This window comes from Amycolatopsis tolypomycina (genome assembly GCF_900105945.1).
GTDB lineage: Bacteria > Actinomycetota > Actinomycetes > Mycobacteriales > Pseudonocardiaceae > Amycolatopsis > Amycolatopsis tolypomycina.
In genome coordinates, this window is the sequence record NZ_FNSO01000004.1 from 7774871 (window position 1) to 7791316 (window position 16446).

9 protein-coding genes and 1 pseudogene are annotated in these 16446 nt (G+C 72.0%); 5 read left to right on the forward strand and 5 right to left on the reverse strand.

The genetic code is table 11. The features are described 5' to 3' along the window. The first annotated feature begins 103 nt into the window (after positions 1-103). Positions 104-3181 (forward strand): RHS repeat domain-containing protein, encoded by a 3078-nt coding sequence (locus BLW76_RS45575; protein WP_091318711.1) that lies wholly within the window; start codon positions 104-106, stop codon positions 3179-3181. Between the two features lie 53 nt (positions 3182-3234). Here BLW76_RS45575 and BLW76_RS45580 read toward each other — a convergent pair. Continuing rightward, a pseudogene (locus tag BLW76_RS45580) lies at positions 3235-3929 on the reverse strand (sigma-70 family RNA polymerase sigma factor). A 154-nt stretch (positions 3930-4083) separates the two neighbouring features. Here BLW76_RS45580 and BLW76_RS45585 point away from each other — a divergent pair. After that, on the forward strand, positions 4084-6867 hold the full coding sequence (locus BLW76_RS45585) for an alpha-L-fucosidase (protein ID WP_091318712.1): 2784 nt from the start codon (positions 4084-4086) through the stop codon (positions 6865-6867). Here BLW76_RS45585 and BLW76_RS45590 read toward each other — a convergent pair. Next, complete coding sequence (locus tag BLW76_RS45590) at positions 6856-7485, reverse strand: hypothetical protein (RefSeq protein WP_091318714.1); 630 nt, start codon at positions 7483-7485, stop codon at positions 6856-6858. The two genes, BLW76_RS45585 and BLW76_RS45590, sit on opposite strands and share 12 nt — an antisense overlap. A 226-nt stretch (positions 7486-7711) precedes the next feature. Between BLW76_RS45590 and BLW76_RS45595 the strand changes: the two genes are divergently transcribed. Further along, complete coding sequence (locus tag BLW76_RS45595) at positions 7712-10033, forward strand: chitobiase/beta-hexosaminidase C-terminal domain-containing protein (RefSeq protein ID WP_091318715.1); 2322 nt, start codon at positions 7712-7714, stop codon at positions 10031-10033. Positions 10034-10038: 5 nt separating this feature from the next. Here the strand turns inward: BLW76_RS45595 and BLW76_RS45600 are convergent, their stop codons facing one another. Beyond that, on the reverse strand, positions 10039-11079 hold the full coding sequence (locus BLW76_RS45600) for an erythromycin esterase family protein (RefSeq protein WP_091318717.1): 1041 nt from the start codon (positions 11077-11079) through the stop codon (positions 10039-10041). A gap of 17 nt (positions 11080-11096) precedes the next feature. Here BLW76_RS45600 and BLW76_RS45605 point away from each other — a divergent pair, with 17 nt between their 5' ends. Continuing rightward, the gene (locus tag BLW76_RS45605; RefSeq protein ID WP_091318718.1) at positions 11097-11798 is read left to right on the forward strand and encodes a TioE family transcriptional regulator; all 702 of its coding nucleotides are present in this window, start codon (positions 11097-11099) and stop codon (positions 11796-11798) included. On the opposite strand, the gene BLW76_RS45610 is transcribed toward BLW76_RS45605, so the two are convergent. Together BLW76_RS45610 and BLW76_RS45615 are read right to left on the reverse strand one after the other, a co-directional pair. Continuing rightward, positions 11787-12629 carry a hypothetical protein gene (locus tag BLW76_RS45610; RefSeq protein WP_091318720.1) on the reverse strand — a complete coding sequence of 281 codons (843 nt, stop codon included), beginning with the start codon at positions 12627-12629 and terminating at the stop codon, positions 11787-11789. The genes BLW76_RS45605 and BLW76_RS45610 overlap by 12 nt on opposite strands. A gap of 121 nt (positions 12630-12750) precedes the next feature. Beyond that, positions 12751-13767: a hypothetical protein gene (locus BLW76_RS45615; RefSeq protein WP_091318722.1), complete on the reverse strand. Its 1017-nt coding sequence runs from the start codon at positions 13765-13767 to the stop codon at positions 12751-12753. 350 nt (positions 13768-14117) lie between these two features. Here BLW76_RS45615 and BLW76_RS45620 point away from each other — a divergent pair, with 350 nt between their 5' ends. Then, positions 14118-16316, forward strand: coding sequence for a helix-turn-helix domain-containing protein (locus BLW76_RS45620; protein ID WP_091318723.1), 2199 nt, complete (start codon positions 14118-14120; stop codon positions 16314-16316). The last annotated feature ends 130 nt before the right edge of the window (positions 16317-16446 follow it).

Consider the following 16446-nt stretch of genomic DNA (forward strand, 5'->3'; position numbering starts at 1 on the left):
ACGACTGCGTAACGGTGACGGCAAACGGGTGACGACGTATCTGGCGCCCCTCGCTCACCCACTTGGCCCTCCGGAAGTCACGAACCCATGCGGGGAGATCACCATGGTTGTGCTCCGGTCGAGCACGCACGAGGCCGCCTTCACGCCGGAACCGGCGACCGGGGGCGGCTGCTTCACGCTGCCGCTCGACCTGCCGCCCGGTCCCGGCGGCAGCGCGCCCGCGCTCGCGCTGCACTACGCGACCGGCGCGCCGGACGGCCCGTTCGGCGGCGGGTTCACCATCCCGCTGCCGCACGTCGGGCCGTCGGACGACCCCGCGCCGCCCGGCACCGCGGGCCGGCTCGTCCGCCGCGGCGACGGCTACCTGCTCACCACCCGATCGGGTCTGCGGCACTTCCTCGGCCCCGGCGACGACACCACCTGGTACCTCGACCGGACCGAGGACGCCTTCGGCACCACCACGGCGTTCGCCTGGGCGCACCACAGCGGCCAGGCCTACCTCACGCGCGTCTCCTACGGCCCGTACGAAGTGGAGTTCACCTACGAGCCGCGGCCGGACGTGCTGCGCCGCGGCCGCGGCGGCACCCTCGTCACGACGGCGCTGCGCTGCGCGCGGATCGACCTGCGGGTGCCCGGCTCGGCGCGGCCGCTGGTGCGGCGGTGGACCCTCGGCTACGACGCCGACGACGTCACGGGCGCGTCCCTGCTGACGTCGGTGGCGCTCACCGGCTTCGACGCACAGGGCGCCGAAACCGCCGCTCCGGTGCTGCGGCTGGCCTACACCACTGTCGACGCCCCGCCGGCGCGGCGGGTCCGGCTGGCCGCGCGGGCGCGGGCCGGCGGCGGGGTGTCCGTGCTCGACGCCGTGCCGTTCCAGTCCCTCGAAGAGCTGCCGCGGGCCGGACGGCTGTGCGAGATCGACAACGGGACGGGGCTGCGCACCGCCATCGAATACGCGACGGTCGCCTCGGTGCCCGTGGTCCGGCGAGTCTCGCGCCGCGAAGCGGTCACCGGCCACGTGGGCGTGACCGAGTTCGAGTACCACGACCACCGGCTCCCGGTCTTCGGCCGCGTCGTCCAGGACGAGCTCGGCGACGAGTACGCGCCCACCCTGCGGACCGTGCGCTGGTTCGGCGACCGCGGCCTCCTGGCCAGGGAGGAGACCTACGGCCTCGACGGCTCGGCGGCGGCGGGCCGTCCGTACCGCCGCGTCGAGCACACCCGGCGTCCACAGTGGACACGGTCGGTGACGACGGTGTTCGAGCGCCGCGAGTCGCCGGTTTCGGTCACCACGACGGAGACGGCCTTCGACCCGGCCGGGAACCCGGTCCGCGAGGTGGAGACGACCGAGCGGCCCGGCCGCGACCCCGTCGTGCGCGAGACGCGGACGAAGTACGCGACGGACCCCGAACACCGGTTCGCCGCGCTCCCGGCCCGGGTCCGCGCGGTGGACGGCACCGGGGAAGTCCTCTCCGACACGATCTTCCGCTACGACGAAGAACCCGACGGCTTCGCCGGCTCCCACGGCTTCCTCACCGCCCGCGAGGAGCTGGTGCTCACCGACGCGCTCGTCGCCGACGTCTACGGCGCGCGCCCGCCGGACCTGCGCCACCACGGCTACCACCGCCGTCCCGGCGAGGAAGGCTGGTGGGTCACGACGTTCCACGGGCGGCTCGGCTCGGTCGCCGGGCTGCGCACCACGACGACCGATCCGCTCGGCCACACCCGGGAGGTCCGGTACTCGGCCGACCAGTGCTTCCCCGAGGTGACCACCGACCCGCTCGGGAACGTGACGGTCACCCGGTACGACGTCCGGACCGCGCGGGTGTGCGAGGTGACCGACCCGGCGGGTGCGGTGACCACGCTGACCCACGACCCGCTGGGCCGTCCCGAAACGGTCGTGCGGCCGGGCGACTCGGCGGAGCTGCCGACCGTCCGGTACCGCTACGACGGCCCCCGCGTCACCACCGAACAGCGGGCCGTGTCCGGCGAGGCCGAGGTCCTGGTGACGGCCGAGCTGCACGACGGCGCCGGCCGGCTGCTGGAGCGGCGGCACGCGGAACTGCTCGGCGACGTCGTCGACGAACACCACGAGTACTGCGCGCGCGGCCTGGTGTGCCGGACGAGCCGGGCGTTCCGGGACGGCGCTCCGCTGCCGGCACCCGAGGAGTTCCGGTACGACGCGCTGGGCCGCCCGCTGCCCGTCCGGGACGACGGTCCCGAAGAGGCAGCCGGCGTGCCCGATCTGCTCGGGCGGGAGCTGCGTGGTCCGGACGGTGCCGTGGTCGTCCGGGACGCGGCCGGCAACGTCGTCGAGTCGCGGACCGCGGGCGGGCACACGGTGTTCCGGGTCCGGGACGCGGCGGGCCGGGTGGTCGCGGTGCTGGTCGACGACCCGCGCGGCACACCGGTGACCACGTTCACCCACCACGACGGCGGGCTCGCGGTGCCGCTCGGCGCGGGGCCGCACAGCTGCGGGCGGCTGGTGCGCGTCATCGACGAATGCGGCGTGACCCAGTTCGGCTACGACGCGCTCGGCCGGCCCGCCGAGAAGCGCTGGCGCCCGGCGCACGTGGCCGTCGAGTACCGGCTCGACGTGACGCGCCGGGCCGACGGGCGGGTGTCCGAAGTGGTCTACCCGGACGCCGGCGACGGGCGGCTGGCCGTGCGGCACCAGTACGACGAGGTCGGCAGGCTGGTGTGCGTGCCGGGCTTCGTCGACGCCGTGAGCTACGACCTGAGCGGCCGCCGCACCGCGGTGCACTACGCGAACGGCGTCAGCGAGCACCGGGCCGGCGGGCGGCACGTGCTCACCGGGCCGGGCGGGCTGGTGCGCGACATCGAGCCAGGGCCGGCGCCGGCGCCGTTGTCCGGCAGCGAGATCCGGGACGCGTTCGGCCGGCTGCGCGGGGTGCACGGCGACGACGGCGTCAACGCGCTGTACAGCTACGACCACACCGGCCGCCGGGTCCGCACCCTGGTCACGAACGGCTCGCGCATCCACGAAGTCCTGTCCCCGGACGACCACTACGCCATCGAGGACGGCGAGCTGGTGGTCGTGATCGCGGACGCGGTGCGGCGGTACGCGGACGGCCGCACCCGCTACCTGCACTTCGCCGACGGCGGCGGGCTCGCCCTGGTGACGGGCGAGTCCGGCGCGGTGGTCCCGGAAACGTCATGAAAGAGTCGTTCATGACGTCTGACGTCATGAACGACTCTTTCATGACATCGGGGTCAGTCGAGGACGGCCAGGTCCAGCCGGCTGAGGCGCTCGGGGTCGGCGACGATGTCGATCTCGACGATCCGGCCGCCCGTCACCGTGAAGCCCAGCACGGAGGACGGCCGGCCGTCCCGGGTCGCGACCACGCCCGCCGCGCCGTTGACCAGGGCCCGGTGGACCACGCCGCCGCCGGCGTCGAGGCGGGAGAACGTGAGTGCCTGGTTGGCCACCGCCGCCGCCGGGCGCGGCTGGCCAGCTGCCGGGTCGCCGCCTCGGACCGGCCGACGACCACGGCGATCTCCTCGAACGGCATCGCGAACATGTCCCGCAGCACGAACGCCAGCCGTTCGGCCGGGGTGAGCGTGTCGAGCACGACCAGCAGCGCGAGGCCGACGGAGTCCGCGATCAGCGCTTCGTGCTCGGGGCCGTCGTCCTCGCGGCTGACGATCGGGTCGGGCACCAGGGTTTCCCACGGCTCTTCGCGCCGGGCCTTGCGCGAGCGCAGCATGTCGAGGCACACCCGCCCGACGACGGTGGTGAGCCACCCGGCCAGGTTTTCGACGGCCGCGGTGTCGCTCCGGCTGAGCTTCAGCCACGCTTCCTGGACGGCGTCCTCGGCCTCGGCCAGCGAGCCCAGCATCCGGTAGGCGACGGACCGCAGGTGGTCGCGATGGCTTTCGAAGCTGCGGGCCAGGAGGTCGTCGTTCACGGGGTTCGTCCTTTCGCGGTGCGATCACCCCCTTGACGGCCGCGAGCGCACGTTTGTGACAGATCAGACGATTGTGTGCCGATGAGCGGCATCTTCCCTTGACGTACGATATATGACCAACCAATCATCGGATCTCTCCGGACGAGGAGGTCCCTTGAGAATCCGACTGCTTGCCTGCCTCGCCGCCGCCGTCGCGCTGGTGGCGAGCCTGGTCAGTCCCGCGAACGCCGAGCTGTACCACCCGCGGCAGGCCTGGCTGCGGGCCTCGACCGCCGGGCTGTTCCTGCACTGGGGCATGTTCACCGCGCCGCGGCACACCGACTGCGCCGCCTGGGAGCGCGACGTCACCGGCGGTGGCTGGACGCCGGGTTACTGGATCGACGAGGCGAAGAAGCTGGGCGCGTCCTACGTCGTCCTGACCACTTTCCACAGCCGGCTGGGCTACGCGCGGCCGTGGCCGTCGAAGGTCCCGGGCAGCTGCTCGACGCAGCGCGACTTCCTCGGCGAGCTCATCGCCGCCGGCCAGGCCCAGGGTGTGCGGGTCATGCTCTACATGACCGACGATCCCCAGTGGCACAACGAAACCGGGCACGAGTCCCTCGACTCGGCCGCCTACTCCGCGTACAAGGGCAAGCCGGTCGACCTGACCACCCGGCCCGGCTTCGGCGAGTACAGCTACGACCTGTTCGACGAGGTCATGGACCGGTACGCCGGGCTCGCCGGGTTCTGGATCGACAACGACAACGAGTACTGGGAGCAGCACGGGCTCTACGAACGCGTCCGCGCCAAGCGGCCGTCCTGGTTGCTGAGCAACAACAACGAGGACACGCCGATCATGGACACGGTCAGCAACGAGCAGAAGACCGGCATGACGCCGTCGTACGACTACCCGCAGGCCGTCTACACGCCGATGCCGCGGCTGACCGAGGCCGACTACAAGCTGCCGACCAACGGCGACTGGTGGTACAGCGGCGGCGACCAGGCGGTCGACTTCCGGCTGTCCACCGGCCGCTACATCACGAACGCCGGCTCGTCGATCAAGTCGCTGATGGCCGAAACCGCCATGCTGAGCGGCCGGTTCCCGCCGCAGCAGGAGGCGTTCAACGACTTCATGGCGACCTGGCGGCAGCCGATCCGCGAGTCGCTCGAAGGCACCGAGGGCGGCGGGTACATGTACGGCGGCCTGCAGCCCGGCCTCTGGAACGACGGCGCCCACGGCGTGATCACCGTCCGCCCCGGCGCCAAGACGCAGTACGTCCACGTCGTCACCCGGCCGTCGACGAATCTGGTCCGGCTGCGGGACAACGGCTACCGCGTCACCGGCGTTTCCGACCTGCGCACCGGGAAGCCGATGCGGTTCGCCCAGTCCGGCGGCTATCTGTCCATTCTGGACATCAGCGACTGGGACACCTACGACACGGTGTTCAAAGTGAACACGGCCGGGCAGCAGTACTTCTACGACAAGAGCACCATCAAGGCCTCGGCTCCCAGCCTCGTCGACGGCAGTTACCTGACCTACTGGGACGCGGGTGGCCAGCTGCCCGTGTCCGTGACGCTGGACCTGGGCCGGAAGCGGTCGACGGCCTACCTCGCGGTGCACGAGCGCGAGTCGTCGCCGACGTACGCGCGGGAGTCCTTCGGCCGCGCCGAGGATTCCGCGCGCATCAAGGACTACCGCGTCCACGCCAGTGACGACGGCCAGACCTGGCGCACGGTCCGCACCGGCGCCCTGCCCAGTGCCCGCGGCGTCCAGTTCATCGACGTCGGCGAGGTGCACGCGCGGTACCTGAAGCTCGAGGTGCTGAACACGTGGGCCGGGCCGCAGGCCAAGCCGTTCTACCGGCAGCTCGCGCTCGACGAGATCGACGTCGCCTACGGCTACCCCGACCCGCGCGGCGAGGTGCCGCTGGAAGCGGAGTCGTGGCGCAACGGCTTCGAGGGCAAGGCGACGCCGGTGTGGTGCGAGGCGTGCTCGGGCACGAACGCGGTGACCGGCCTCGACCGCGGCGCGGTCGTCTTCCGGGACGTCCAGGCCACCGGCCCGTCGCGGCTGCAGCTGGACACGACCGGGCCGGGCACGCTCTCGGTGAGCGTCAACGGCGCCGCCCCGGTCACGGTCGCCGCGCCGGGGGCGATCCCGGTACCGCTCAACGCCGGCGCCAACACGATCAAGGTCTCCGGGACGGCGGACCTCGACCGGATCGCCGTGGCGCCGATGCCACCCGAGTCCTCCACCCCGAGGACGACGTTGACCGTGCAACCGGCCGGCGTGCAGTGGGTTTCGCCGGGGCAGCAGGCCCTGCGCATCACCGCGTCCCTGCGGCTGGACGTCGACGACCCGATCGACGACGTCTCGCTGGCGCCGGTCGTCCCGCCGGGCTGGACGATCCAGGGTGCCGCCGTGACCGCGCCGGACCTGCGGCTCGGCCAGGTCCTGAGCGGGTCGTGGACGGTCACCGCGCCGGCGGCGCAGGACGTGAGCATCCCGGTGACGGCGACCTTCCGCACGCTCGGGCGCACGAAGGCCGTGAGCAAGCCGGTGCAGGTGAAGCAGCGGCCCGCGGACCGGGTGTTCATGCGCGAGGCGGAGGACTCGGCGAACGACATCGGCGACGCCGGCGTCACGAACTGCTCGCCGTGCTCGGGCGGCCAGAAGGTGCGCAACATCGGGCCGGGCGCGGCGGTGACGTTCCCGGGCGTGACTGTTCCCGCGGCGGGCCAGTACCTGCTGTACCTGGACTTCACCGTCAACGGCGACCGGTCGTACTTCGTGTCGGTGAACGGCGGCGCCCCGGTGGAGGTGAAGGTCAGCGGCGCCGGGAACAACACCCCGTACACCACTTCGGTCCCGGTGACGCTGACCGCGGGCGCCAATACGCTCCGGATCGGCAACGACCGCGCGGGGGCTCCGGACCTGGACCGGGTTTCACTGGGTTAGCTCCCGCTGCACCCGGGCCGGGTCGAGGTCGACGGCAGGCCACGTGCCCGGGTGCCGGTCCGGTTCGCTCCACGCCACGGCCACCCACAGGTCGGCGTAGTCACCGCGCGCGACGCGGGGCAGCCGCCAGGCGAGCCGGCCGCCGGTCCGTTCGACGGCGTCCCCACCGAGCAGCCGCGACCAGTACGGCGGCACGTGCTGCCCGGCCCGCGAGTACCGCCGCAGCAGTTCGGCACCGGGCCCGCCGACGCTCACCACGGCGTCGGCGGTCTCGGCGCTGAAGGCGCTTTCCCAGACGCCCGCGCCGGCCGGGGCGCCGGCCAGCTCGGCCTCGACGACGAACTCGCCGACGTCTTCCCGCGCCAGCACCCGGAAGAGGACGGCGTCCCGGGTGACCCCGGACGGCCCGGACGCGGTGCGGCCGGACAGCACGTCGAGCCGCGCGGACTCCGAGCGCCACCGGCACAGCCGCGCCCCGGAGGGCAGCCCCCAGGTCAGCTCCGGTCTCGCGGGCACCGCCCAGCCCCCGAGGCGGACGGCGAACCGCACCCCGCCGAGCGGGGTGACGACGTCGAGGGCGCGCGGATCCGTCCGCGAGAGGACTTCGGTGTCCACCATGGACACATCCTTACCCCGGGCGCGGAGCGGCGAAAACGCGACGCCCGAACGTCACCCGACCGAGGTCGGGTGCCGGACCCCGGCGGGCCGACCGCCTGCGGTCACCCACCGCATTGGTCCAGACAAACGTTACCAAAAAGTGACTGGGGAACCCGCTGACCGGGAGCTACTTTGTTGTGACTCGCAACAAATGCTCGTGGATCCCCAACGGCGGAGGTGTCACGGCGTGAACCGGACCCTGGACAAGCTTCGACGACGCGGCCCGGCGCTCGCGCTCGTCGCCTCGGCAGTGCTCGTGGCGGCCGGGCTGAGTGCCCCGGCCGCGCTGGCCGCGGACGACTACACCCAGAGCGTCAGCCAGCCCAGCGCCAGTCAGGTGCAGATCAGCTTCACCCCGACCACCCCGGCGCTGTACGTGGACGTCCACTACACCGGCGTCCCGGGCGTCGGCCAGCAGAACGTCCGGATGACCAACGGCTCCGGCACCTGGCGGACCACCGTCAACGGCCTGAGCAGCGGAAACGTCCTCGACTACTGGTTCACCTACGAGAAGAGCGGCCCGCAGTACGACACCCCGCACTTCAGCTACACCGTCGGCGGCGGCACGACGACGGTCGCGGCGCCGTCGTTCAGCCCGCCCGGCGGCACCTACGCCAGTGCCCAGACGGTGACGATCAGCAGCGCCACCGCGGGCGCGACCATCTGGTACACGGTGGACGGCTCGACGCCCACCGCGTCCTCGCCGGTCTACAGTGGACCGATCAGCGTTCCGAACTCCCGCACGGTCAACGCGATCGCGACCAAGTCCGGTTCGACGACCTCCCCGGTGTCGAGCGCGACGTACACCATCGGCACCCAGGCGGGCTGCCCGACGCAGTCGGACACCCCGAACTTCGGGCCGAACGTGCGGATCTTCGACCCGAGCATGTCCGCGGCGGCCATCCAGGCGCAGCTGGACACGGACTTCAACAACCAGAAGGACACGCTCACCGCGCAGTTCGCCGAGCGCCGCGTCGCCCACCTCTTCAAACCGGGCACCTACGGCGTGCACGACAACGTCGGCTTCTACACCTCGGTCGCGGGCCTCGGCCAGAACCCCGGCGACGTCGTCATCAACGGCGACATCACCGTGGACGCCTTCAACGCCTCCGACAACGGCGTCGCGCTGCAGAACTTCTGGCGCTCGGCGGAGAACATGGCCGTCAACCCCTCCAGCGGCAACGACCGCTGGGCGGTGGCCCAGGCCGCGCCGTTCCGCCGGATGGACATCCGCGGCGGTCTGCAGCTGTACCCGGCGAGCTACGGCTTCGCCAGCGGCGGCTACATCGCCGACTCGCGCGTGTCCGGCCAGGCCGCGTCGGTGTCGCAGCAGCAGTGGTACACCCGCGACTCCGCGCTCGGCAGCTGGAACGGCGGCGTGTGGAACATGGTCTTCTCCGGCACCAGCGGCGCGCCGGCGACCACGTTCCCGAACCCGCCGGAGACCACCCTCGCCACGACGCCGGTCTCCCGTGACGTCCCCTACCTCTACGTCGACGGCACCGGCAAGTACCGCGTGTTCCTGCCCTCCCTGCGCACGAACGCGTCCGGCCCGAGCTGGGCGAACGGCAGCACGCCGGGCACTTCGGCACCGATGAGCCAGTTCTACGTCGTCAAGTCCGGCGACACGGCCGCGTCGATCAACAACGCCCTCGCGGCCGGCTGCAACCTGTTCTTCACGCCGGGCATCTACCACCTGAACCAGACGCTCAACGTGACCCGCGCCAACACGACCATCCTCGGCATCGGCTACCCGACGCTGGTGCCCGACAACGGCGTCAACGCCATGCAGGTGTCCGATGTGGACGGTGTCCGGCTCAAGGGCCTGCTCTTCGACGCCGGCACGACGAACTCCCAGGCCCTGCTGACCGTCGGCCAGTCCGGCTCGTCGGCGTCGCACGCCTCGAACCCGACGACGGTCCAGGACGTCTTCTTCCGGATCGGCGGCCAGATCGCGGGCAAGGCGACGAACAGCCTGATCGTCAACAGCGCCAACACGATCATCGACCACATCTGGGCGTGGCGGGCCGACCACGGCAACGCGGGCACGTACGGCTGGAACGTCAACACGGCCGACACCGGGCTCGTCGTCAACGGCGCGAACGTGCTGGCCACCGGCCTGTTCGTCGAGCATTACCAGAAGTACCAGGTGATCTGGAACGGCCAGGGCGGCCGGACGATCTTCTTCCAGAACGAGATGCCCTACGACGTGCCGAACCAGGCATCGTGGAACGCCCCATCGGGCGTCGCCGGGTACGCCGCCTACAAGGTCGGGGCAAACGTGACGTCCCATGAGGCGTGGGGTCTCGGGAGTTACTGCTTCTTCGACACGAACCCGGCGGTGTCCAGCTACCACGCGTTCGAAGTGCCGAACAACTCCGGCGTCCGGTTCCACAGCCTGCTGACGGTGTCGCTCAACTACCGCGGCACGATCACGCACGTCATCAACGACACGGGCGGTGTCACGCCGTCGGGCACGGTGCCGGTCAACGTGGTCAGTTACCCGTAAGCCGGCTACCCGGCAGCCCCCGCACCCGGCTCGGTGCGGGGGCTGCCGGACCCTATGGCGATGTGCCACACCGCTGTGGCACTTCCGCATAGGGTGGCGTCGAGACCGAAATAACCGCGGTCCGGCCTGGTGTCGGCGCGCTGGCGACCGTCCGGGACGTCGGCCAGTTTCCACGTCCGAGTGTCGCGCTGCAGCACGCCTTCGTAGGTGTCCGGCGCCGGCTCCCCGAGGCCGATGGCCTCGCTGCGGCCGAGGCTCCCGGCGATGAAGGCGTACCGGTCGCCGAGCCGCGCCCCGATGATCGCGCCCGCGCCGGATCCCGAGCGCTGCAGGTGGCCGTTGTGCGCGAAGACCAGAGTCGGGCCGCGGTGGGCCTCGATGGCCCGGATGTCCAAGAGGTTTTCGGCCATGAGCACCGCACGCATGCCCGCGAGGCGGGAGATCCGCGTGTCCCGGTCGCCGGGTTGCGCCGACGCCGCGTGGTAGCGCAGCAGGCCGCGGCCGGCCACGGCGTGCACGTTGGCCCGCTCCCAGGCCGCGTCCAGCCGGGGCGCGGCGGCGTGGAGGGCGACGAGCAGGTCGTCGGCGAGCACCCGCAGCTCACGGGCCTCGGGTGACGCGCCGGGCGACTGCGCCGGGTCGAGGATCGCCTCGGACCGGCTCCACCGCTCGTCGTCGCCGGCCAGTGCCGCGATGTCGACGTCGAGGCCCAGGTAGTCGCGGACGTGTTCGAGGTAGGTGCGCGGGCTGGGCGCGCTGAACATCTCCGTCGGGGCGTCGAAGCCGTGGAAGGCCAGCGGCTCGCCGGCGGTCTCGTTGTACTCGCGCAGCCACTTCAGCAGCTGCTGGTTGGCCGCCACTTCGCCCAGGTCGTGGGAGAAGCCGCCGTCGAGCGCGGCCACGCGGTCGGTCTCCAGCGCGATCGACCGGAAGCTGTGCTCGGCGAGCCGGGCGAAGAGGTCGTTGCGGAGCCACGCGCAGGCCGGCTCGAAGTGGGTGGGCTCGCCGAGCCCGAGCAGCTCGGCGGGGAAATCGGTGATGTCCATGTGGTTGAATCGTATCCTTGAAGACACGATTGAGACCTGCCGATCTCGCGCGCGAGCACGGCCTCTCCACGCAGGCGGTCCGCAACTACGAGCAGGACGGCTTCCTGCCGCCGGCCGAGCGCACCCCGAGCGGCTACCGGATCTACACCGAAACCCACGCCGCAGCCCTGCGTGCGTTCCTGGCGCTGGTCCCGGCCTACGGGCACGCGACGGCGGGCGGGATCATGCACGCCGCCAACGCCGGCGACGTCGACCGCGCGCTCACCCTCGTCGACCGCGGGCACGAGCAGCTGCTCCGCGACCGCGAAACCCTCAACACGGTCCGCGCCGCGATCGGGTCGCTGACGACCGGTCGGCCACCCGAGCCGGCCGCGACCGCCTGGTCGATCGGCGAGCTCGCGCACCGCCTCGGCGTCACCGCGGCGACCGTGCGGGCGTGGGAACGCGCGGGCGTCCTGGTGCCGTCGCGGAACCGGGCGACCGGCCACCGGGTCTTCCAGGCGGCCGACATCCGGGACGCGGAACTGGCCCACCTGCTGCGCCGCGGCGGCTACCCGCTGGCCCACATCGCGACGGTGGTCGAGCAGGTCCGCACCGCGGGCGGCACGGACTCCCTGGTGGGCGCCCTGGCGACCTGGCAGGAGCGGCTCACCGGCCGCGGCCTGGCGATGCTCGACGCGGCCGCCCGGCTCGGCGCGTACCTGGCGTCACGGTCGTGAGCCCGGGTGCAGCCGGTCGTACTCGTGCGCGGCCGAGCGCTGGGTGCGCACCCGCAGCAGCTTCTCCTCGGCTTCGTCGTCGACCTCGTTGAGCCCGAGCTGCACGGCCAGCCGGATCTGCTCCCGGTTCTCCCGGACCACGGCGGAGAAGAAGTCGTCGATCCGCGGGTCGAGGAGGACTTCGAGCAGCACGCGGAACGACGTGTCGACGCAGGCGCGCACGATCTCGTCGTGGAACGGCAGCCGCTTGAGCTTCCCCAGCTGCGGGTCCGCGGCGATCTTCTCGGCGATGATCCCGCGCAGCTCGTCCTTGTGCGCCCCGAGCGACTTGGCGAGGTTCTCCGGGTAGTTGCCGGTTTCCAGGACCTTGACGACCTCGTCGAGCACCGCGATGGTCACCGGCTTCTTGATCGCCTTCACGATCGGCTCGGAGAGCTTGTCGACGAGCCGGTAGGTGAACTGCTCGCCGACGGCCCGGTCCGCGGCCCGCCCGATCCGCACGAGCAGCAGCACGACGCTGACGAACTTGTGCGCGGTCATGGCCGGGTGCGCGACCGGGATCATGGCGAACAGCTCGTACCAGTTGCGGACGAGGAACTTCCGCGCCCACCGCCGTTTCCGCCAGCGCCACAGGAACTCGAGCAGGAAGACCCCGCAGATCCCGCAATCGACGTAGAAGATGACGAACCCGACCTCGCGAGCGGGCGGGCTGAGCACCATGAACCCCAGCAACCCGACCGAGCCGGCGGCGAGCACCAGCATGATCCAGTCGTCGATGCGCACGTTCCCGGGCAGCACCCCGCTGTTGAGCTCCGGTTCACGGGTGACCATGCCCGATGATGGCACGGCCGCCGCTGATCAGCCGGGCGGACCTGAGCACCGAAGTGTCGAGTTTCTGTCCGGTTTTCGTCCCGTTTCGCCCCACTCGATACGGCATGGTGGACGGCGGCGGTCACGGCGAGGGGAGGCGGGGGCCGGCGGCTCGGGAAGCGGGCTGCCAGCCCACGCCGTAGGAGCGCGCCGGCCGCAGGTCGCGGAAACCGGTGCGCACCTCGCCCGCGTTGTCGAGGAAGAGCGGCTTGCGCGCGGTCAGCGGGTCCTGGACGTCCTTGGAGAGTTCGCCGTCGATGCGCCAGACCCGCTGCGGCGGCTGCCGCCGGTCGAACCGGACGTTGAGGTCGAAGCTCGCGCACGGGAATTCCGGTGTGCAGCAGTAGAACGGCGCCGTCAGCTCGTCGAGCCGGATCCGGAAGAAGAACTCGTGCTCGTCGCCGGCGTCCAGCGGCTGCGGCGGCCGCAGGCTGAAGGCGACCCGGGTGGCGCTGACCAGCCGCACGGAATGCACCTCACCGCCCGCGACGACGTCGATGCCGACGTCCGCGAGGTCGAGCCGGCCGGTGGTGCTGGCGGGCCGGGCGAGGGAGACGGCGTGCTCGACGTCGACGAGGCCGGCGACGTGGCTGACCACCCGCCGGTTCTCGAAGACCTCGGCGGCGGCCGCCCCGGTCATGGTCAGCCGCACCGCCAGCGCCGACGTGTGCCAGGGACCGTCCTGGCTGGCGGCCGCGACACCGGCGTGCGGCCACGGCGCCCCGTACGCGGCTTCGGCGATCAGGTAGATGACGTCGTCGGCGCGGCGCTGCATCGTGCGCACGTTGCGGTCGGCGTCCGTGCCCAGCAGTTCGAGGCGCTGGGTGTAGCGCTCGCTCGCGCCGGTACCGAAACCGAGGACGATCCGCGCCGTTTCCCGGTGTGATTCGGGGAGCTTTTCGATCAACCGCCGAAGCGTTTCGACGACCTTGCCGCGAACCGTTCCCGGGGTGTCGTCTTCGTGCACACCGCACACTTCGCGCAACTGTTCCCCGATGAGGGCGGGCAGCGTCTTGGCTTGGACGCCCAGCCCCTTGCGAAGCAGTTTCAGCTCCGCGGAGAGAGCGTTGATCTTCGCTTCGGCCGCGTCCTGAGCCAAGCCGTCACCTCCGTCCTGGTCGCCCGCGGGGAGTCTACCGTGTTTCCCGCCGTTTCCGGATCCGGGAAACGGCGCAGGTCGGCGGTTTCCTCGGAGAGTCAACGGGAAACGCCTGTCGCCGCGCAATTCGCCGGGGCAGGCTTACGTCGTCGAAATCCTTCGGCAACCGAGGAAGTCGCCGCACGAAAAGGGCGGCGACGGCGATCCGGAAAGGGGAACGCGATGCACACGCACTTCGTCATCGTGCTCGGCCAGCTGGTCTCCCTGCTGGGCTGATCAGGTACGCCGCCGACGGGCCCGGGCCGCCGGCGGACCTTCCCCCCGTTCGCCGATTACAGGATGATCGATCCATGCCGGACTTTGGAGCGGAATTGAAGCGTCGACGGATGTCAGCCGGCATGTCACTGACCGGGCTCGCGGCGTCCGTGCATTTCACCAAGGGCTACCTCAGCAAGGTGGAGAACGGCAAAGCCCGGGTGAACCGCGACCTGGCCAAGGCCTGCGACCAGGCACTGGGCGCCGGCGGTGAACTCCTCGCCCTGGTCTCGGATGCGGTGTCCCCCGGCCGCCGGAGCGCCGGCGGCATCGTCGGGCTGCCGGACGGCGGGCGGTACTTCGTCGGCCGCGAAACCGAGCTCGAAGCGCTTTCCGCGCGGCTGCTCGACCCGGACCACGCCCCGGTCGGCGTGGTGCACGGGATGGCGGGCGCCGGCAAGACGGCGCTGGCCGTCGCCGCCGCCCGGCGGGTCGCGGGCACCTTCCCCGACGGCTGTCTCTTCTTCGACCTCCGCGGCCACACACCCGGCGCCGTCGAACTCTCGGCCGGCGAGGCGCTGCACCGGCTGTTGCGGCTGCTGGACGTCTCGGCGGACCAGCTGCCCGCCGACGAAGACGGCCTGGCCAACCTGGTCCGCGACCAGCTGCGCCGTCGGCGGCTGATCCTGGTGCTCGACAACGTCCGGTCCGCCGAGCAGATCCGCGCCATCGTCGACGGCGAGACGTCGTCCCGCATCCTGGTGACCAGCCGCGGGCGGCTGCCCGCGCTCGACGACGCCTGGCACTTCCCGGTCGAGGTGCTGCCGCTCGGCGACGCCGTGCGGCTGCTGCGGTCGATCGCCGGCGAGCACGCCCCCGCCGACGACGAGGTCGCGACCGAGATCGTCCGGCACTGCGGCCGGCTGCCGCTCGCGGTGCGCATCGTGGCCGCCCGGTTCCTCGCGGGCGGCTGGACGGCGGCGAAACTGCGCGACCGGCTGGCCGACGAGACCACCCGGCTCGGCGCGCTGGAGGACGGCGAGCGCAGCGTCGCGACGGCGTTCACTGTGTCGTACGAAGCCCTGACCGCCGACCAGCGGCGGCTCCTGGGCCTGCTCGCCCTGCACCCCGCGGCGGCCGCGGAAACCACCGCGGTCGAAGCGCTCGCCGGGCTCGCCGCGGGCGAAGCGGACCGCCTGGTGGACCGGCTGCACGACGCCCACCTGGTCGTCCGCGACGAGCGGGGGTACGTCGAGCTCCACGACCTGATGCGCACCTTCGCGGCGAAGCACGCGTTGCCCCAGGTGAAGCAGGAAGACCGCGAAGTGGCCGTACGCAGGCTGGTCGAGCACCTCGTCGCACTGACGGTGGCGGCCGACGAGCTCGCCGAGCCGTACCGGTTCCGCCCGTCGACCGGTTTGCCTGCCCCGGCCGCCGTGCCGTTTTCGGACGCCGAAAGCGCACTGGCATGGTTGGGCGCGCAGTGGCCGACGCTCGCCGACATCGTCGATTCCGCGGCCCGGCATGGGTTGCCCGATTGCTGCTGGCAGCTGGCGTTCGTGCTCCGCGCGTTCTTCTACCGCGAGAAGCTGTTCGAGCCGTGGATCCGCACGCACGAGCGCGCCCTGGAGGCGGCCCGGGCGGCGGGCAACCCGAGCGCGACCGGCATGATCCTCAACAACCTGGGCATGGCCCACATCGAGTCAGGCCGCCCGGACGACGCGGTCCGCTACCACCGCGAGGCCCGGGAGCAGTTCGCACTGGCCCACGACGACCGCGGCGCGACGGACGCGCAGTCGAGCTTGGCGTGGGCCCGCCTGTACCGCGGCGAGGCCGAGCCGGCACTGGCGGACTTGACGGCGGTGCTGGCCGTGTACCGCCGGACGGGCCGGACCCGCAACGTGGTGATCGCGTTGCGCGGAATAGCGCTCGCTTCGGTGGCACTGGGCCGCTTCCCCGAGGCACAGGCGGCGGCTTCGGAGGCGTCGGGGCTCGCGCAGCTGCCGGTCGACCGGGCGATGTCGGTCAACTGCGAGGCCTGGGTGCACTTCCGAGCGGGCCGCCGGGAGGAAGCAGCGCGGGATTACCGGCGGGCAGCCGACCTGGCCGACGACGCGGGAAGCGAGTACGAGCGAGCCCGCGCATTGACGGGGCTGGGCAACACGGCGGCGGAGCGCGGGGAGCGAGCGGAGGCAGAACGCTGGTGGGCGGAGGCGGACGGCTACCGGGTGACCCTGAACCCGGCGGTCCTCGGCGAGGCCGCGTATCGGAGCCGGCCGGCCTTCGCGGAGTGAGGCGGCGGCGGTGCCGGGGCGGTGTTCGCTGCGGCCGGTGGTGATCGCGGAGCGAGCGGTGAGCGACCCACCCCCGCCCGCGGCCACCGCTCGCCGGGTGAGGCTTGCTTCGCCGCCCGGTTTTGTCGGG